The 18,655-nt window shown below is 42.3% G+C and carries 14 protein-coding genes; 7 read left to right on the forward strand and 7 right to left on the reverse strand.

Annotation, left to right across the window (positions count from 1 at the left end):
- Positions 1 to 987 (forward strand): DUF2333 family protein, encoded by a 987-nt coding sequence (locus PNC201_RS01965; RefSeq protein ID WP_010605899.1) that lies wholly within the window; start codon positions 1 to 3, stop codon positions 985 to 987.
- Between the two features lie 4 nt (positions 988 to 991).
- On the forward strand, positions 992 to 1,753 hold the full coding sequence (locus PNC201_RS01970) for a TIGR04219 family outer membrane beta-barrel protein (protein ID WP_102056000.1): 762 nt from the start codon (positions 992 to 994) through the stop codon (positions 1,751 to 1,753).
- An 80-nt stretch (positions 1,754 to 1,833) separates the two neighbouring features.
- On the opposite strand, the gene PNC201_RS01975 is transcribed toward PNC201_RS01970, so the two are convergent.
- On the reverse strand, positions 1,834 to 2,712 hold the full coding sequence (locus PNC201_RS01975; protein ID WP_010376727.1) for a TIGR03899 family protein: 879 nt from the start codon (positions 2,710 to 2,712) through the stop codon (positions 1,834 to 1,836).
- Between the two features lies 1 nt (position 2,713).
- Positions 2,714 to 3,196 carry a hypothetical protein gene (locus PNC201_RS01980; RefSeq protein ID WP_010605898.1) on the reverse strand — a complete coding sequence of 161 codons (483 nt, stop codon included), beginning with the start codon at positions 3,194 to 3,196 and terminating at the stop codon, positions 2,714 to 2,716.
- A gap of 220 nt (positions 3,197 to 3,416) precedes the next feature.
- Here PNC201_RS01980 and PNC201_RS01985 point away from each other — a divergent pair, with 220 nt between their 5' ends.
- The gene (locus tag PNC201_RS01985) at positions 3,417 to 5,615 is read left to right on the forward strand and encodes a bifunctional diguanylate cyclase/phosphodiesterase (protein WP_010605897.1); all 2,199 of its coding nucleotides are present in this window, start codon (positions 3,417 to 3,419) and stop codon (positions 5,613 to 5,615) included.
- 421 nt (positions 5,616 to 6,036) lie between these two features.
- Positions 6,037 to 6,879 (forward strand): hypothetical protein, encoded by an 843-nt coding sequence (locus PNC201_RS01990; protein WP_010605896.1) that lies wholly within the window; start codon positions 6,037 to 6,039, stop codon positions 6,877 to 6,879.
- Positions 6,880 to 6,940: 61 nt separating this feature from the next.
- Here PNC201_RS01990 and PNC201_RS01995 read toward each other — a convergent pair whose 3' ends face one another.
- The 4 genes from PNC201_RS01995 to coaBC all read right to left on the reverse strand — a co-directional run bounded on the left by PNC201_RS01995 (position 6,941) and on the right by coaBC (position 14,918).
- Complete coding sequence (locus tag PNC201_RS01995) at positions 6,941 to 9,889, reverse strand: TonB-dependent receptor plug domain-containing protein (protein ID WP_010605895.1); 2,949 nt, start codon at positions 9,887 to 9,889, stop codon at positions 6,941 to 6,943.
- A 212-nt stretch (positions 9,890 to 10,101) separates the two neighbouring features.
- Complete coding sequence (locus tag PNC201_RS02000; protein ID WP_102056001.1) at positions 10,102 to 12,870, reverse strand: S9 family peptidase; 2,769 nt, start codon at positions 12,868 to 12,870, stop codon at positions 10,102 to 10,104.
- A gap of 106 nt (positions 12,871 to 12,976) precedes the next feature.
- A complete protein-coding gene (slmA, locus tag PNC201_RS02005; RefSeq protein ID WP_010376740.1) occupies positions 12,977 to 13,564 on the reverse strand; it encodes a nucleoid occlusion factor SlmA in 588 nt (195 codons plus the stop codon).
- 157 nt (positions 13,565 to 13,721) lie between these two features.
- Complete coding sequence (gene coaBC, locus PNC201_RS02010) at positions 13,722 to 14,918, reverse strand: bifunctional phosphopantothenoylcysteine decarboxylase/phosphopantothenate--cysteine ligase CoaBC (RefSeq protein WP_102056003.1); 1,197 nt, start codon at positions 14,916 to 14,918, stop codon at positions 13,722 to 13,724.
- A gap of 126 nt (positions 14,919 to 15,044) precedes the next feature.
- Here coaBC and radC point away from each other — a divergent pair, with 126 nt between their 5' ends.
- The 3 genes from radC to rpmG all read left to right on the forward strand — a co-directional run bounded on the left by radC (position 15,045) and on the right by rpmG (position 16,583).
- Entirely contained in the window at positions 15,045 to 15,719 is a 675-nt protein-coding gene (radC, locus tag PNC201_RS02015) for a RadC family protein (protein WP_010605891.1), read from the forward strand.
- Positions 15,720 to 16,178: 459 nt separating this feature from the next.
- Positions 16,179 to 16,415 carry a 50S ribosomal protein L28 gene (gene rpmB, locus PNC201_RS02020; protein ID WP_010605890.1) on the forward strand — a complete coding sequence of 79 codons (237 nt, stop codon included), beginning with the start codon at positions 16,179 to 16,181 and terminating at the stop codon, positions 16,413 to 16,415.
- A 12-nt stretch (positions 16,416 to 16,427) separates the two neighbouring features.
- Positions 16,428 to 16,583: a 50S ribosomal protein L33 gene (rpmG, locus tag PNC201_RS02025; RefSeq protein WP_010364212.1), complete on the forward strand. Its 156-nt coding sequence runs from the start codon at positions 16,428 to 16,430 to the stop codon at positions 16,581 to 16,583.
- A gap of 56 nt (positions 16,584 to 16,639) precedes the next feature.
- Here rpmG and PNC201_RS02030 read toward each other — a convergent pair whose 3' ends face one another.
- Positions 16,640 to 18,613 carry a winged helix-turn-helix domain-containing protein gene (locus tag PNC201_RS02030; RefSeq protein ID WP_102056005.1) on the reverse strand — a complete coding sequence of 658 codons (1,974 nt, stop codon included), beginning with the start codon at positions 18,611 to 18,613 and terminating at the stop codon, positions 16,640 to 16,642.
- Between the last annotated feature and the right edge of the window lie 42 nt (positions 18,614 to 18,655).

Here is an 18,655-nt window from a genome sequence, read left to right on the forward strand (position 1 = left end):
ATGGGAAATCATACGGGAAAAATCATCTCTGGCATTATCGCTGTCATACTTCTGGGTTATGTTATAGCCGTATATTGGAGTGTGGAACCAGAACAGTTTGACGTCGTCGCAGTTGCAAAAGCGGATGCGCAGAAAAATGGCAATACATTGGTCACTGGATATGTAACGACACATACCTTGATTAAAGTGACGGATACATTGCTGAATAAGCCGGGCGGTTATTTGTCGAATGACATGATGCCACCAAGCGTAATGATGGATAACATGCCTGCTTGGGAGTACGGTGTGCTTGAGATGACACGAGATCTTACGCTTTCGATGCGTAAAGATTTTAGTCGTTCACAATCTCAATCGACAGAGCACCCGAGTTTAAAGCTAGCTCAGCCACAGTTTAATATCAGTTCAACAGCGTGGATGTGGCCAAGTGCTGAAGGTGAGTATCAAAAAGGTAATGATTTACTACGTCAGTATTTGACTCAAATTTCTGATAATAGTAACCGCGATAGCCAGTTTTATGCGCGTGCTGATAACTTGAGAGCTTGGTTAAAAGAGGCCGAAAAGCGCATGGGCAGCTTAAGCCAAAGATTAAGTGCGAGCGTAGGGCAAGACAGATTAAATACCGATTTAGCTGGGGATTCGGCAGCTGATCAAGCAACCATGACGCCAAGCCATAATATGGTGAAAACCTCTTGGTGGCAGATTGATGATGTATTTTATGAAGCCAGAGGCGCCACATGGGCGTTACTGCACTATATGAAAGCGGTAGAGCATGACTTTAGACCTGTGCTTGAAAAGAAAAATGCACTTGTCAGCCTACAGCAGATCATCAGAGAGTTAGAGGCGACTCAAGAGACGGTGTGGAGCCCTATGGTATTAAACGGCAGTGGCTTTGGCTTGGTAGCGAACCATTCTCTGGTTATGGCAAATTATATTTCGCGAGCCAATGCGGCTCTCATCGAACTTAGTGAACTTTTAGCGCAAGGATAACATCATGAAAAAACACTTTTTAGCAGCGGCATTATCTCTCGCTTGCTTAGCACCTACTGCACACGCAGACACGGTACTCGGGCTTTATGTCGGTGCAGAAGGGTGGGATACCGAAACCGAAGGTAGCTTTGCTGAAAAAGGCAATATGCAAACCTTTAACTTTGACGATGAAACTTTTACGAGTTTCTATGCTGCACTTGAGCACCCAGTACCGCTGGTACCAAATATCAAGTTACGCTATACCGAGCTTGAGCTAAATGGTCAAACGACGTTAACAGAGTCTTTTGACTTTGGCGGCCAAGTTTATACGGTAGGTACTGACGCGACAACAAACGCAGATCTAAACCACATCGACTACACATTGTATTACGAAGTGTTAGACAATGACTTGTTGACGTTAGACTTTGGTGTGAACTTTAAGCAGTTTGACGGTTCTATCATGGTAACTGGTACTGCAAATGGTCAAACACGCACAGAAGAAGTTGAATTCTCAGGCTTTGTTCCTCTCGGTTATTTGCGCGGTGAAGTGGGTTTACCACTTACAGGGCTAAGTGTTTTTGCCGAAGGCAGCATGCTTGCAATTGATGACAGCAAAATCCAAGATTATCAAATTGGTATCGCTTATGAGTTTATCGACAATATGGCTGTTGATGTTGCGGTAAAAGTGGGTTACCGCTCTATGGTACTTGAGCTAGATGATATCGATGATATCTACACAGACCTAGATGTCTCTGGTCCATTTGCAGGGATCCAACTACACTTCTAAGATAGTGTAGTTTACTCCTTTAGCGGCTTGGTACGAGTGATCGACCAAGCTGTTTTTGTTTGGTAAATAGAATAGTTTCTTTATCTCTCTTCCCACTCGAGAGAAAACTCGCTTTCAAAGGCCTTTTCTACAAGTTGTTTGTATTGTTTATTTATCGGGCTTTGAAGTAATTTTTTTAGCTCGTCTCCGGTTTGCGTCAGCTTGTAATAGCTTAGCACCAAGTCATTGGATTTGGCCGTTAAGGTCATTTTTTTACGTAAATACACCAGCTGCATTGACTGTCCTTTTTGTAGTGAAGCGGACTCAATTTCTTGCCGGTAAAGGATATTAATGTCCATCAGCGTAAGTATATTCGGGAAGTTCAGCCCTGCTTGGCTTAAATTGATGGATTCAGTGCTGCCTTTACGTAGCAAATCAAAAATAGACGGCTTTTTATAGTAGCCATGAAGAATAAGGTAGCTGTCTTCTTTTTCTAAGTAGCCGCACAGCGGAGCGCATCTTTGTAACGCAGTTGCTTCACGTTGGGTCATCATCTTTAGGGTTTGCAGACTTTTAATTGAAAAAGTGCCAGGCGTAATGCTTTCACCTACTAATATCTTTGCCCACAATTTTTGCATGGAGTGATTGGCAATGTCTTCTGCAAGGGTGATGAAGTGCTCCAACCAATCGGGGTCTGGGCGACCTCGGGCGGTAACCTCGGGGCACAATGTAAGCGCCATGCCCATAATGGCCTCAAGATTTTGCTGGCGCTGGATTTTGATTAGTTGTTGGCGCTTGAGGGCGCGTTTTAGTGTGCCATGTTGAGTTCGCACCGTGTATTGGTTGTCTTTATTCTTATCAGACTGATAACGGTCATTTTGAGTGACAAGTGGTGTGATCCGTTTCACCATAGGGTAGCCGAGCTTTTCTTCAATCGAAAGCGCTAAGGCTGATTTTACTTGTGCATTTTTGACTGCCATATCAAGCTCGTAGTTTATATCGTGTGTGCATATGATTTACCGCGGAGTTAGTGAGTTGCTGTAAATACTGCTGCATAAAAAGTGCGATGAAACTGCCAATAAAGGGCGTATTGGCTCTTCCTTCAATTGTGATGGTCAGTTGTTTATCGGCTTGAATGGTAAATAAATTAAGGCTAATTTTGGCTAAATGTTCATCGTCTAAATGTAATGACAGTTCTAAACTCTGTTCGTCGATTTTGGTGATGGTTATTTCTGCTTCTCCCCAAGGATGCACTAACACTGCTGAGGCTCCTACTCGCTGTCTTTTTGGCAGTATGCGAAAGTGGATGTCTTCAGTTGTTTGCCAATTAAATAATGTCGGCCAATGGGATAACACTAATGGGGAAAGTGTTGTGTTATTTGCAGAAATATCGGTGCTTTTTACCACTTTATAATGGTGTGGCATCGCTAAACCAGCAATCACGATAACAAGTGCTAAAATCATCAGCATTCTAATAGGAGTAGATAAACGTTTGATACAGAATCCTCTTTGGTAAAAAGTATGCTAAATCATCTCTTTTGTTCTATGCTCGACTATAATATTTCATGTATGTTAATCAAACAGAACTGTAATAGTAAAAATGTACCATATTTTGTAAGATGGTAAACACTGGAGTGAATCAGTGCCTATAATTAAAGAGTAGTGCGGATTTAAAGGGTAAAACATGGCACCTGAGCAAGAAGATTATTTGTTTGCAGAGCACGAAGAAGTTACTCAAGAAGAAGAAACGACAAGTGCTTTTTGGGATGTCTTAGTCGTTGATGATGATCCAGAGATCCATTCTGTTACTAAACTTGCGCTGTCTAATTTAGAGTTTTGGGGTAAAAAGCTCAGGTTTTTTCACGCCTATTCTGGCAAAGAAGCCATTGAGATTTTAAAAGAACAAAATAATATCAGCATCCTATTACTTGACGTGGTGATGGAAACCGACGACGCAGGTCTTAATGTCGTTCGTCGAGTGCGCGAAGAAATAAAAAATATGGCAGTACGTATTATTATGCGTACAGGACAACCGGGTTATGCACCGGAAGAAAAGGTCATTCGTGAGTTCGACATTAACGATTATAAAATGAAGACAGAGCTCACCCGCAGCAAACTGGTTACCTCGTTGCTTACCGCTATCCGTTCTTATCAACAAATTTGTGAGCTCGAAGCGCAAAGCCACGCACTAGAGCAGATCCTTTCAGCTTCTCGTGCCATACTCGGTCATACCGATATGGGCTCCTTTGCAGCGGCAGTTGTCGCTCAATTGGCAAATATTTTAGATGCGTCAGGCGAAGGCTTAGTGAGTGGCTACCTAGATGATGATATGCATTTAAGGGTGTTTGGCGGTAGTGAGCAGTACCGTGAATTCTTTGGTCATGGTATAGAGCAGCTTGATAATGGTCGTGTCATCATGCAAGTACAAAACTGTATTGATACCGAATCCCACCAATCTACCGCGCATGACATTACCTTCTTACTTGAAAGCAAAAACAAAAAGGCAGCCATTTATTTAGAGCTAGAGGGCGAGCCGTCGGAAGCGCAATTGAAGTTTGCTGAAATATTTCTGACTAACGTTGGTGTTGGTCTTGATAATATCAAGCTATTCAATGAGTTGCGCGAGGTTGCTTACAAGGATAATCTAACCAAACTTCCCAATCGCGCTAACTTTATTGAGAAAATAGAGTCTTACTTTAACCAGCAGCAATCTCTCGTTTTTATTCTTGTTGATATTGCCCAATTTTCTGACATCAATAACGGTTTAGGCCAAGAAGTTGGAAACTTGTTGTTATTAGGGGTTGCCGAGCGAATTAGTATTGAGTTTCCAGAGGCCCAGTTAATTTCACGTATTGGTGCAGATGTGTTTGGCTTTTTAATGCCTGAGTCGCAGTTTGATGAAGAGTCTTTTATTGATAACTTGTGTGTTCCTTACCATGTTGGGGAGCATTTGTTGACTATGCACTTTCATATTGGAGTGTGCCGTCAAGAAGACTTCCAACCGCAAGGAATAGAAACCTTAAAACTTGCGTATATTGCGCTTAACCAAGCAAAACAGTCGAGTATTCCACTGGATTGGTATACCCCAGATTTAGAAGAAAAAATGGCTTGGAAGCTGGGATTAATAAGACAGCTCAGGCAAGATTTTGAGATGAAAAAACTAGAGGTCTGGTATCAGCCTCAGTTTTCCATTGTTGATCGCAAGGTGATTGGCTGTGAGGCTTTATTACGTTGGCCTTCTGGAAATGGGAATTATATTTCCCCTGCGATTTTTGTTCCGCTTGCGGAAAATGCAGGGCTTATTGTCGAAATTGGCCAATGGGTATTAGAACAAGCCTGTCAGTTGCAGGCAACTTTGCAGCAACAGGGATTCGGTGAGCTTAGCATTGCTGTTAACGTCTCTGTGCCGCAGTTTAAGGTGCCAAACTATGCACAGCAGGTTAAGGACACTATCTTGTCATTTGATGTAGAGCCTAAACATATAGAGCTCGAAGTGACAGAAAGTGTAGTCATGGACGAAGTAAACTCGGTGATCAATACACTTCAAGAACTCCAGGAATTTGGTGTTGAGGTGGCCATTGATGACTTTGGTACTGGATTTTCTTCTTTGAGCTATTTGCAAAAACTACCTTTAGCACGGCTTAAAATCGACCGTGCTTTTGTCAAAGATATCCCTCATGATGACAGCGGTGCAATTGCCGATCTTGTCATTTCTTTAGGTCAGCATCTCGGCCTAAAAACAATTGCGGAAGGCGTTGAGACAGAAGAGCAAATGACGGTGTTACAAAAGCTCGGCTGTGATGAAGTACAGGGTTTTTTACTCGCAAAGCCTATGCCTGAAAAGGAGTTACTTGAGTTTTTAGATAATCAGAACAGTGTATAGTAGTGACCTAGGACAAGTATATTACTTGTCTTATGTGTTGATGAAGCAACCTTTAAAAAGTGCAGTGATGATCTGTTATGAGGGTCGCTTTTAGAAAGTTTTTCGATTTTAGCCTAAGGGTGCAGAGTGAAATATGTGTTTGTGATATCTACAACACAGGAAGTTAGTGCAGAAGCTCAACTCAGTCTAAATCCAAAATAGGGCGAATATTGCACAAACAAATTGATGCTCACATGAAAAAACAACGGTATTTTGATTAAGACACTGTTACATGGTTCCCATAGGTTAGTTTCCGATTACAGCTTAAATTCTCATTTATAAAGATTACCAAAATAACTTGTACCTGAAATGTGTTTTTTGCTAACGTTGCATAGAAGTTGATTAAATTTTGATCTCTTTAAACACATAGAAGGATATTTAAGTGAAAAAAATTATAATATTACTATGTACTTTTTCTGGAAGTGCATTTGCAGTTGGAGTTCCAAGCGGCTGTAAATATGAAGAGAGTACAATACACGAGCTTAATTTACTTGAATTACCAGCTACTATCGAAGCTGGTTGGAACTTGTATCGAGCCCCAAGTTTTTACACGGTCGTAGAATTTCTGAGATCTTTACCCGGTATAAATTCAAGCTCTTCTGCAAAATTATCAGGCCCTACTTATCTTCTACGTAATCAGAGCTACAGATTTAAAACAGATCTAGAGGTAGGTAATCCAAATGACATGCTTCGAGATGTCGCCTACTACAACTCTGAAAGGGGTCGTTTAGGTAATGACCGAAGTAATTGGGACTCAAATTCATACTTTAATCTGGCGTTTAATTCTACATATGGTGCAGGCTTAGTCTGGTCAACAGTGAGTGATGAGTGCTCTGCTAAAGGTGTAATTGTTCAAGATATGCCCAAAATGGAAGCCGTTAAAAATCCGTATGGTGATAAATACGAAGTAAAAATTGATTTTGAATTAGATCAATTCTCTGAAGCTGCTTTGGATCCTAATGTACCTGTAATTGTTGGTGTTACGACAAAAAGTGATTATTTTAGCGGAGGCACTAAGCGCGTAACCAAAGCAATTTACAATGCGGAGAATCAACTTACTGGAAGTGCTGTGGTAAGAATGAGATTTTCGATGGGTGGTGGACCGTATTATGTGGAAGCATTTATGAATGATGGCAATTATGGTCAGACTAAAAAGCTAGGGATGGTTATGGTACCTGGAGAGCCAACTCGTCCACCCAGCTGCCCGACATGTAATAAAAACTGAGTGAAATGACATCTAAATAATAGTAAATGGCTAGCAATTAGCCATTTACTATTTAAAGTGCTTACATTCTAAATGTAAATCCTGCAAAGATGTAACGGCCTAGGATATCGTGGAACCCCGGATAGGTGTTACCATTAGAGAAGGTTGTAGGGCCATCAGGAACGAGCGGTGGCGTGTTGTCAAACACGTTATTGATACCGGCTCTGAATGAGAGGTTTTCAGTTGCGTTCCATGTTGCAGCAATATCAACATAATCTCTTGCACTCAATGGTACTAGTATTGGTGATTTTGATGGGTCAGCCAATTCCGCAGCTGTAGGACGATAGAACTCTTCCACTTCACTCACATAACGATAGGTCGCTGTAATATTCACATCCCATGGAGTTACCCAAGTTGTTTTAAAGTTATAACGCATATCGGGAACTGGGCTTTCGCATACATTTTTATCCCATTTCCCGGCACACTTATCAACAATCCCACCTGGTGCGTTTTGTGTATCAAACTTCTCCATCCATGTACCAATTAGAGAGAATCTTAAAAGACCCATATCCTCAGGTAACGTGTAACGGTATGATGCATCAAAATCAATACCTGAAGTCTCTACACTACCAATGTTGGTATCTGTAGCGGTTACGGCATCTTCTCCTAACCAAAGCGAACCGGTTTTTTCACCACGGTTTATTAGGCCACAGAGCTCTTCGTTATTGTCTATCGCACATTGCTCTACGATATACTGTACTGGGAAAGGTTGAATGGCGTCGTTAACGGTAATATCAAAGTAATCTACAGCGATATCTAAGCCTTCAACAAACTCAGGAGAGTAAAGAATACCAAATGAATAGGTATCAGACTTCTCAGGCTTGAGGTCTGGGTTTCCTGCTTCAATCGCATTGTATTGCCCCGCTGGATTTGAAGAAACAGAACCATATTGGTCTGCTGTAACACCGGTTCTCATACACTGCTCAAGTGTATAAGCTGGATTAGCTCCCGCACAAGGGTCGTCCCAGTTTACTAGGGCAAGTGAAGACGGTCTCGCCAAGTCTTGAATGTTACCGGCACGCACTGCTCGTTGATAGCTTGTACGTAAACCTAAACTATCGTTAATGCGTATATCAAACGCTGCTTTGTAGGTATCTGTTTGTTTATCTGTTGAGTAATCAGAATAGCGATAAGCGAGTTCTAATGTAATGTAATCCGCAAATGAGCTATCTTCAATTAATGGAATATTTAGCTCAGTAAAGAATTCATTTACATCAAACTGGTCTGAAACGGGTTTTCTTGGTCCACCTTGACCTGCGCCATCGTTAGAAATGAAGTTAATGTCCGGATTAAAATCAATAGCTTCTTTGCGGTGTTCCAGACCCAATACAATACCGACGCCTGTTGAAGTACCAGGCACGACTATGCCATATTCAGTTAAGTCCCCAGTGACGAAACCACTGATTTGTTTTGAACGTGTATCACCGCGAGCAAAGAGTGGAATGGTAAGATAATCAATTTGCTCTTGGGTAATATTTGCTGGGTCGAATATATTCCAAGGGATACAGTCGGGATCGCTACCATCAATAACTGACTCACAGACAATCTTGCCATTGTCATCAGTGGTTGCTTTTAAGGCTCTAACAATTTTTCGTTTTGATAGGTCGTTTTGGTAGGTTTGTTCATAAGACACATTTCCGTAGTTAAAGAATGCATCATAAGTCCAGTTATCATCAATTTCGCCTCTCATACCTAATACAAAACGGGTAGAGGTGTGTCGTAAATCATCTTGGCGAGGGCCTCCTTCTACGTTTCGTTTTGCGATAAATGCGCCAGATACAACACCATCGACCGCAGGCCCATTGGCACCGCAAAGGACTTCTCGTTGTTTTGCTGAAAGAAGCGGGTTATCACATTTAATATCGACTTCATTGAAGAAAGAACCAGATGGCGCAATTTGTGCCACGGTACGGTTATCCATGTAGTTCAATTCAGCATAAAAGGTATGTTGATCGGTAAAATTGTAATGGCCAAGCAAACCAAATGTTTTACGCTTGTCCGGACGCTGGAAGTAATTAAGTGGGCCAAAGTTATAGACACTATTACCCGTTGGTACTAGATCATCTCCTGCGACTTTAAAGTCATAGCTAGCTTGGTCTGTGATCCTACCGTCAGGTATTGTGCCAGAGCCACGACATATTCTTTGCCCTGGAGCTGAACTCGTTCTGCTACGATTGATATTCATTGAGCAGGCACTAAAATCACGGGAGTCCTGACGGATTTCATCAATTTCACGCCAAGTGAGGTAACCTGTAATATTGCCTTTATCGTTAGCTGAGTTGATACCAAAAATCATAGATATATCATGAGTATCACCGTCAGTAACTGAGGAATCAGGAATGTCGAAGCCTGAGGCAGTTAGCGCTCGTTGCATGTCTTTATGGTCATTTTTATGGTTGTAAACGCTTCCTTGATAGTCGACTTCAAAGCCTTCAAAGTCGTCTTTCATAATAAAGTTTACAACACCAGCAACAGCATCAGAGCCGTATGTTGCAGATGAACCACCGGTTAGCACATCTACGCGCTCAACCAAAGAGGCTGGGATTTGGTTTACGTCGGCACCAACACCCTCAATTCCAGCTGGTGAGCCTGAGGGTAATCGGCGGCCGTTGACTAAAACTAGTGTTCTAGAAGGGCCTAAATTTCGAAGGTCAACGGTTGCTGTACCAGTAGCACCGTTTGCTGTACCTGAAGTCTGATCTGCGAATACCGCAGGCATGTTGTTCAATAGGTCTTCAACTCGGGTAATGCCCGCGATTTCTATATCTTCAGCGGTTACACTCGTCACAGGACTCGCGCCAGTCATTGCAGCTCGCTTGATTCGTGTACCGGTTACTTCAATTCGTTCGACAGTATTCGCTGTTGTGGTGCCTGACTGTTCAGCATAAGCGATGCCAGATACACCCACTGTTAGCGTTGAACAGGCAAGTAAAGACAGCCTAATGTTCGCTGATAGGTTTGAAAGTTTCATATTATTTCCTTATGTATTTTGTTAGCAGAATAGGAAAATTTCCCTGCAGCATAGAACTTACATTGCATTTACAGAAACTTCAATACTTAGGCTGTAAAGTAGCCAGGAGGAGCCGTGGGGTAGGTTTTTATAGCAAAATTATAAAGATATAAGTTGAAATAATCTATTTTTGAGAAATAAAAAGGGTACCTCAAAGGTACCCAGAATAATTACTATTCAGCAATGAATGCCTCGCCTGATTTGATCCACGCTGCTGGTGGCAACCCTTTCAGGTGGTAATCAAAGTACTCTTTCATGCGAATTGAATAGTCCAACTGATTAGGCAGCTTTTTCAGATGGTGAGGTTCACCTTCGTATTGTAAGAAAATGGCATCTTTATCATGTCTTCTTAGGGCTAAGTAGTATTGGATACCTTCTTGCCAAGGAACCGCCCCATCTTTATCACCAAACATGATCAAAATAGGTGTATTTACCTTATCCGCGTAAAATACCGGAGAGTTCTCTATGTATAATTCAGGCGCCTCCGTTAACGGTTTACCGATACGGCTTTGGCCTGTTTCGTACTGGAACTGTCTTGCAAGACCTGATTCTAAACGGATCCCACTGAAAGCAGAGGTCATATTGGATACTGGTGCGCCAGAGACAACCGCTTTAAACATATCCGTCTGTGTGATCATAAATGCACTTTGGTAACCAGCCCAAGAGTGGCCCTGCAAGCCAATTTTATCTGGATCAGCAACACCTCTATCAATAAGCGCTTGCGCTGCATTGAGCATTGTTTGTGTTGCGGAGCGCCCAGGGTGACCAATTTCAAAACGAATATCAGGCAAGAATATCGCATAACCATTTGAGGTATACATTGGCAGGTTTGGTCTGTGGTTTAGCACCATTTTCGGGAAGTCATACATGCGCTGGCTCATATAGCGGTAGAAGTAAATCACCACAGGCACTTTATCACCAGCTTTATAATCAGCAGGTTTGATTAACACGCCTTGAAGATCTTCGCCATCGTAGCCTTTGTACTTCACAAGTTCAGGTTTTTGGCCCCAAGCAAATGTCTGCTGTTGTGGGTTTAAGTCTGTGAGTTTTGACGGGTTATTAAAGCCACTATCTGATATCCAATAATCAGGAAATTCTTGATAAGACTGTCTTGTGAAAATATAAGTGTCCGCCTCTTTGGCTTTTCTCACTACACTATATTTAGCTTCGCCAGACAAAACAGTTTGCAACTTGTTATCTTGTAGGGAAAGCGTTGCAATATGCGTTTGTTTATTTTCGAGGTTGTGCGCACTTAACAGTAAGGTATCGTCTGGGTTAAAGCCTAGTTTGTCCTTATCTTTATACTCAATGCGGTATTGTGTTTGGGTCTTATAGCCGTCGGTTAGCCGAGTTGCTTTTGCTGTTTTGGTATCAAATGCCCAAATATCATATTTACTGTAGACGTAGAGCGTCGAGCCATCGAGCTGCCAACCAGCAAATCCAAACCCTTTATTTGGTTCTGGCTTATCATGTTTATCATCCGCGAATAGTGCGTTTTTAACCGCTTTGCTTACTGGGGTAAGCTGTTGAGTGGATAGCGACTTCAACCAGACTTGTTCACCGTCGAAATAGGCAGCATGTTTACCGTCAGGCGCGACAGTAGGGCGGTTTGAACTTTCTTTAACGATGAGTTGTTTATCACCATTATCGATATCAACGCTGTAGTAGTCGCGATAAAACCCTTTGTACATGATTTGCTTTAGGTATGGTGTATCGTCACTGCCCAGCACAAAGTTTGCGTTTGTGTAAAGTGAAATAGAAGGCACCTGAAGGTTTTCAAGCTGTACTACACGCTCGCCATTTACGTGGTAAACCGCTTGATAATGTTGATCTCGGCGGCTTTCGTTCCATGTTTTTATTTCTCTAGTTTTGATTTCAGGATCGGCATTGTGCCAAACCTTTAAGCCTTTTTGTTGGCGAATGGTATCGTAATCAAAAAGCGAGCTTTCATCTGTGTATTTGAGTACTTTGGTTTTTTCTTCAAGCTGTGGACGATTTTCAAAAAACAGTCGAGAGCCGTCTTCAGACCATTTGATTGATGCTGTTTTGCCTGAAAACCAACCGCTTGGGTTGTGGATGTCGGTAATTTTATTGCTTGTTGGAGACCATAATTTGAGCTGGTAGTTGCGACGGCGTTTGTCATCGTTGACATAATTACCCAAATAAAAAGCGACTTGTTGTGAGTTGGGTTGCCAAGCAATGTCTCCCAAAGTGACACCTGGCTCATCAATAAGACTCGTGATTTGATTGCTTGCTAAGTCAATAACAGCAACACGGTTTTTACTGCCGTCCTCACTGCGCTGATTGACCAGTATTGCGTTACTATTTGGTGCAACTTTGTATGCTGCGATATTGTCATAGCGAGTACTTTTATTGTGAGAAAGGTTCAGCACTACAAGCGTTAAGGCGTCATCACCCTTATCTGCACTGATTTTGAGTTCATCAGTTTGCTCGTCTGTATTCGCTTTTGCGTCTGACTTTTTGTCGCCTTTTTTTGCATCCTCACGATACACCAACCACAGGCCATCATCTGAAAGTTGATAATCTTTAACTGAGCTAAAAGTTTGTTGTGCTTTGGTTGTGGTGTTCACCAACACTAAGTTGTTCTTTAGCGTTTTTTTCTTCTTTTTATCTGCAGTTTCTTTTTCAAGTAGGGTAGGGCGTTGGGTAAAACCAACCCATTGAGCGCCTTTATTGATAACTGGATTTGTACCACGGGGAACTGATGCAATCAGTGCTTTATTATCGAGAGAATACACTTGGCCTTCGCTGTCACCACGGTAAGGCTTTGCACTTAGGCCGAGGAATGTACCTTGTTCGGAGATTACTGTACCTTGTGGGTAACGAAAATCAAAAACGTCTTTAAATTCAAGGCTGGGTTTAGCTGCTAAGCTGCTTACACTAAAAAGTGCCGCACTTAGAAGAGAGAGTTTTAGAGTCATATCTAGAGCATTTTAGTCTTTATTTATTGTGTTTTTATCACTTTTAACAGTGAAACTAAAATGCTCTGCGGTGTGCGGATGTATTTAAGCGGCTAGCCGCAGGTGTTTAAAGCCAGATTTTCTCAAGCTCAACCCACTGTTTATCGAATTGCGCGGTTGGTTTTGCTTTAAAGTCACTTCTTACAAACTGGTTCATCTTACCTTCAACAAAAGCTAAGAATAAGTTAGCCAGTACACTTTCTTCACTCGTGAATGCCTTACCTTCTCGCAGCTTGCGCTCTCTTAAAACTTGTTTGAATTGTGTCTCAAGCTTTTCAAATAAGCTTTGAACTCGTTCACGTAAACGTTCTTGCTCACCTTGTAGTGCATCTCCCGTTAAGATACGTGTGATGCCAGGATTTTTCTCTGCAAAGGCTAGGAGTAGAGTAAGAATGTTGTAGATCCGGTTACGAGTTTCTTTTTCGTTTTCTAGGATTAAATTAATGCGTGACAGCAACGTATCTTCGATGAACTCAATAAGCCCCTCAAACATTCTCGCTTTACTTGGAAAGTGACGATAAAGCGCAGCTTCTGAAACCCCGACTTCAGCAGCGAGTTTAGCTGTGGTGATACGTTGTCCTGGGCTGGTTTCCAACATTTGTGCGAGTGATTGAAGAATTTGCTCTTTGCGATTACTACGTTTTGTCGCTGGCATGAAATTTCCCTTATTTTTCTAATTGTTATATTATTTTTGTCGGGTTTATTAAGCACAGAGAGTGATGCGCAGAAGTGCAAACCCCGACTTGTTTACACATTATCGGGGTATCATGTTAATGTTTTATTCAGTTTCTTTCCAGTCTTTTACATGAAGGTTATTTTATCTTTTCGGCAATAGCTTGCATGACAGTAAGTGCTAACTCTTTTTTGCTAGAGTGAGGGAGTTCAAGTCGGTCTTTTTTCCAATATAGGGTCAATGTGTTGTTATCAGAATTAAAACCACCTGTGCTATCCGACACATCATTCGCACAGATCATATCCAACCCTTTATTGACCAATTTTCCTTGCGCATATTCGGCGACATTCTGCGTCTCAGCTGCAAAGCCAACGGTATAAGGACGAGATTGTTTTAGTGCTGCGACATTGGCGATGATATCGGGGTTTTTAACCAATGTTAGTGTGATTTCATTGCCTTGCTTTTTAATTTTTTGCTCGGCAACGGTGGCTGCACGGTAATCAGCAACCGCAGCGCAGCCGATAAAAATATCTGATTGTACGGCATACTCGAGTGCAGCTTGTTGCATCTGCTCAGCACTTTCTACATCAATTCGAGTAATTCCTGTGGGGGTATTCAGTGAAACCGGGCCTGCGATCAGATTTACGCTTGCACCCAAAGCCTTTGCCGCCTCAGCAAGACTAAAACCCATTTTTCCTGAACTGTGGTTAGTAATAAAACGCACCGGATCTAATGCTTCGCGCGTCGGTCCTGCGGTGATAGTTACCGTTTTTCCTGCTAATACTTGCTCAGTAGGGCGAAGTGCAGCTAAACACAGTTGCACCAACTCATGGGGTTCAAGCATGCGTCCTGCGCCTACATCTCCGCAGGCTTGCTCGCCTTTACCGGGTCCCCAGATTTGGACATGGCGTGATGCAAGGGTATTGAGGTTTGCTTGAGTCGATAGATGTGCATACATCTGTTGATTCATTGCCGGCGCTACGGCAACAGGCGCGGGCGTCGCGAGCAGTAATGTGGTCAGTAAATCATCCGCAATACCCGCCGCCATTTTGGCGAGGATATTCGAGGTCGCAGGAGCAACCAGCACTAGGTCTGCCCATTTTGCAAATTCGATATGCCCCATTGATGCTTCTGCTTGTGGGTCAAGCAAAGAGTCAGAAACGATTTCACCAGAGACCGCCTGCATTGTCAGTGGCGTGATAAAGTGCTTAGCAGACTCCGTCATCACCACTTTGACATCTATTTGCTGTTCTTTTAGGCGGCGAACGAGTTCTGCGCATTTGTAAGCAGCGATACCACCGCTGATCCCAAGTAAGAGGCGTTTATTTCTTTGCATGTTTGTTTTATACGATCACAGTATCAATAAACTAAAGATATCACAGTCGGTGATAATTTTTGAATTCTCACTTTTTGGTAGCTACACTTTGGATGCCATGGAGGCAAACACATAAAAGGAAAAATTATGCAAATATCAGCCTTACCCAAATCCGCACGGCCAAGAGAAAAGTTAATAGAGCAAGGCCCTGAGGCGTTATCCAATGCCGAGTTATTGGCTATCTTTTTACGCACTGGGATCAAAGGATTAAATGCCATAGAGCTTGCCGAATCCCTGTTACAAGAACAGCAAACGTTACAGCGTTTATTCAATGCCTCATTAGAAGAGTTTTCAGCGTTAAAAGGCTTAGGCGTTGCCAAATACACTCAGTTACAGGCCGTTTTGGAGTTAAGCCGGCGTTATCTAAAAGAAGAGTGCTTAAGAGAAACGGTATTTCAAAACCCGACAGCGGTACGTGACTATTTGAGTGCTCAACTACGGGGGCTTGGGCATGAAGTGTTTATGGTGCTGTATCTAGACAACCAAAATCGCCTGATAAAAGATGAAGTGTTGTTTCACGGTACAATTAACGCGGCCTCGGTTTATCCAAGAGAAGTAGTAAAGGCGGCACTAAAATACCACTGTGCAGCCGTGATTTTTGCCCATAACCACCCATCGGGCGTAGCAGAGCCCAGCGAAGCGGATAAACTCATCACGAAAAAATTGCAGCAAGGCTTGGCACTGGTCGATATTAATGTACTTGACCATTTAATCGTCGCCGGAAGTCATTGTATTTCGTTTGCCGAACGAGGACTGATTTAAGCTGAGTTGCTGTTTTATCAGGTGGGTTTCGCTTTCTCAAGTTGTCCTTTTGAATTGAGCAAAATGGAATGGAGCTTGATCACTCAGCTTTTACTCGAAGTGTGAGGTAGCTGGTGGAGTGTTGCAGCCCAAATATACGTATAAGCACGAAAATTAAACAGTGAAAATTACGATGTAGAAAGGGCCAAAAAAGAAATTTGCTCGTTAAATCAGCATATTTGTATAAATTTTATAAATTAGTTCAATTTAAATGCAGTTTTTACTTTCCTAGTGGGCTTCGGATCATTATAATTGGCCGCTATCAAATTTACCCATGAGCTGATTTCAGTAGGATCAGATCCTTGATCTCTGCCTGTAGATACTGTATAAAGAGCGCCCTTTGATTTTACCTAGGGCACGCAGTTAAAAGGCCTTTAAGGGAAAATTAAGCTCGAGCGAAGTTATTGGAGATACATAGACATGTCTAAAGTCTGTCAAGTTACAGGTAAGCGCCCAGTGGTTGGTAACCACCGTTCGCACGCGCGCAACGCTACTAAGCGTCGCTTCCTACCTAACCTACAAACACACCGTTTTTGGGTTGAAAGCGAAAAGCGTTTCGTTTCTCTACGCACTACTACTAAAGGTATGCGTATTATCGATAAAAAAGGCATCGACGCGGTATTAGTAGATATCCGTGCTCGCGGCGAAAAAATTTAAGGAGCTTAAATCATGCGTGATAAGATCCGTTTAGTTTCAACTGCTGGTACTGGTTATTTCTACACTACCGACAAGAACAAGCGTAACATGCCTGAAAAAATGGAGATCAAAAAGTTCGACCCTAAGGTTCGTAAACACGTGATCTTCAAAGAAGCGAAAATCAAGTAATTCGTTTCAAGAATCAATAAAAACCCAGCCTCGGCTGGGTTTTTTGTGTTTGTACTTTAATTTTTTACGGCTAATTGCCAAAGCTCTCCACTTGGTTGCTTCAGCTCACTGAAAACCACATCGCCGTTTTGCAATATATCAAACTGCCCAATAAATCGTTGTGGCGGGGTGAAATACAACTTTTTTTGTTTAGTCTTCAGGTCAAATCGCCAAATACTTTTGTCTTTTTCATAGTAAAGCGCATTATCTCTGAGCCGCCAATTCAGCCAATTTCTCACCGATACATCCGTCACAACTACAAACTCTTGCCCGTCTTCCAGTTGCCAAATTCCGGGCTGTGTAAACTTGGTAAAATACAACACATTATTAAGCTTGTAGCCGCTGTAGCCACCTTGTGTTGTAAGTTGCTGATGTTGGTTTGTTATTAGATTTAGAGACCATAACTGCCAACTACCAGAGCGTTCACTGCTGTAAATGATTTCATGGTCATCTTGGCTGTAATTGGCAACGTAAGGCTTAAGCTCAGTACCTATAAGTTGCATTGTTTTTTGACTGTTGATAGCAAACTGGTAAATGGCGTCTTGATATTCAAAAAGTATTTTAGAAGCGTCATTGTTGAGTTGATAACGTTGAAAGTTAAAAATGTGAGGCAAGTGAACTTGAGTGTGTTGTTGTGTTTCAGTGTTGATAGACCATAAAGCGGAATGCGCGCCGTGATCCGAAATATACCAAACTTGCGGCATTTGATTTGCGCGAGGTAAGCGATTCAACGCCTGATTATCAACAAGTGGTGAAAAGGTTTGCTCCGATACGTCGAAAAGGTGAATTAGGCTAGTTAACTTATATTGATTAAAGAGCAGGGTCTCATTGTTATCTTGTAATACTAGGCTTTCGATTGGTGCTGTGAGCTTGTGAAGCAGTTTTACTTTGCTCGATTTTATATCAGCGCGATAAATGCTACTGCCTGCGCTAAAGTAAATAGATTGACCGCTAGCAGACCAAGTCAGTGCCGTGAGATTATAAGGTAACTTAACGGTGCTCTTGACTGACATGCTTGGGTAATCGTACACCGTCAGTTCGTGCTTATCTTCTCCAAGATAGCGTGCGGCGGCGAGTTGGTCTTTAGTTGTGGATAAGCTAAATAGATGGTCGCCCCTGAGGTTTCCTGAGATTGGAGGAAGCGTTAACTGGATATGCTGCTTTGTATTCAAGTCGAAACGGTAAAGGCCGTATCCACTATGTATATTTGTGCGTTTTCGATAAATGATTTCGTGCGGATTTGCGCCCCATATTAGTTTAATGTTTTCGATAGGCTGGCAAGAGAATAGCGTAGTGTGCCGTGCCTGCGCGATATCAAACTGTTTTACGGTACAGCCATTATCATCGTCAATATAGGCGATGTGCTTGGCGTCTGAGCTTAAGGCTTGTGTGCTGATGTTGCCAGAAAACAGCTTTCTATGTTGCTCGCTGTGATTGAGCCATAACTCCGATTGCTGAGTGTCGGTAGGATGCAGGTAGCTAAAGCTTTTATATTGAGGCGCGCTACTTAACTGTAGCTCGATACCGCTCTGGCTCGTTAATTTTTGTGGTAGGAGTGGTTCGTTATTTTGCGCTGGCTGCATGAACTGATAGGCAATAAACGCACATACGCTGGTAATAAGTAGAGAAACACCCAAAAGTGGCGCGATCCGGGAGCTGGTCTTATTTATTGTAGCCGGAGTATGACTTGTGGCCGCGGGAATCAGTCGATATCCAAGGGTAGGGATAGTCTCTATATACTCAGTTTTACCATCTAATTTATTCATATACTGGCGCAATGTCGACACGGCTTTATTGATTGCACTCTCTGTGACTACGCGACCTTGCCACACTTCTGCAATGAGTTTATCGCGCGAAACAACATTACCATTTGCTGCAATTAAGGTTTGTAGCAATAAGTATGGCTTAGGCTCAAGTCTGATGGAGTCTGTGCTACTCGTCAGCGTTCGATTAACAGTATCAAACCGAATGGCTGCAATCTCATAGCGCATTTATTATCCCTTTGATTATATTGTTTATATTTATTGGTAAGG

The organism is Pseudoalteromonas sp. NC201 (assembly GCF_002850255.1).
Lineage (GTDB): Bacteria > Pseudomonadota > Gammaproteobacteria > Enterobacterales > Alteromonadaceae > Pseudoalteromonas.

What these genes read in the sequence shown, in the direction of transcription:
- rpmB (WP_010605890.1), top strand. Translation starts at nt 16,179, where the DNA reads ATGTCTAAAGTCTGTCAAGTTACAGGTAAGCGCCCAGTGGTTGGTAAC.
- coaBC (WP_102056003.1), bottom strand. Translation starts at nt 14,918, where the DNA reads ATGCAAAGAAATAAACGCCTCTTACTTGGGATCAGCGGTGGTATCGCT.
- PNC201_RS01975 (WP_010376727.1), bottom strand. Translation starts at nt 2,712, where the DNA reads ATGGCAGTCAAAAATGCACAAGTAAAATCAGCCTTAGCGCTTTCGATT.
- PNC201_RS01995 (WP_010605895.1), bottom strand. Translation starts at nt 9,889, where the DNA reads ATGAAACTTTCAAACCTATCAGCGAACATTAGGCTGTCTTTACTTGCC.
- radC (WP_010605891.1), top strand. Translation starts at nt 15,045, where the DNA reads ATGCAAATATCAGCCTTACCCAAATCCGCACGGCCAAGAGAAAAGTTA.
- PNC201_RS01980 (WP_010605898.1), bottom strand. Translation starts at nt 3,196, where the DNA reads ATGATTTTAGCACTTGTTATCGTGATTGCTGGTTTAGCGATGCCACAC.
- PNC201_RS01965 (WP_010605899.1), top strand. Translation starts at nt 1, where the DNA reads ATGGGAAATCATACGGGAAAAATCATCTCTGGCATTATCGCTGTCATA.
- slmA (WP_010376740.1), bottom strand. Translation starts at nt 13,564, where the DNA reads ATGCCAGCGACAAAACGTAGTAATCGCAAAGAGCAAATTCTTCAATCA.
- PNC201_RS01985 (WP_010605897.1), top strand. Translation starts at nt 3,417, where the DNA reads ATGGCACCTGAGCAAGAAGATTATTTGTTTGCAGAGCACGAAGAAGTT.
- PNC201_RS01970 (WP_102056000.1), top strand. Translation starts at nt 992, where the DNA reads ATGAAAAAACACTTTTTAGCAGCGGCATTATCTCTCGCTTGCTTAGCA.
- rpmG (WP_010364212.1), top strand. Translation starts at nt 16,428, where the DNA reads ATGCGTGATAAGATCCGTTTAGTTTCAACTGCTGGTACTGGTTATTTC.
- PNC201_RS02000 (WP_102056001.1), bottom strand. Translation starts at nt 12,870, where the DNA reads ATGACTCTAAAACTCTCTCTTCTAAGTGCGGCACTTTTTAGTGTAAGC.
- PNC201_RS02030 (WP_102056005.1), bottom strand. Translation starts at nt 18,613, where the DNA reads ATGCGCTATGAGATTGCAGCCATTCGGTTTGATACTGTTAATCGAACG.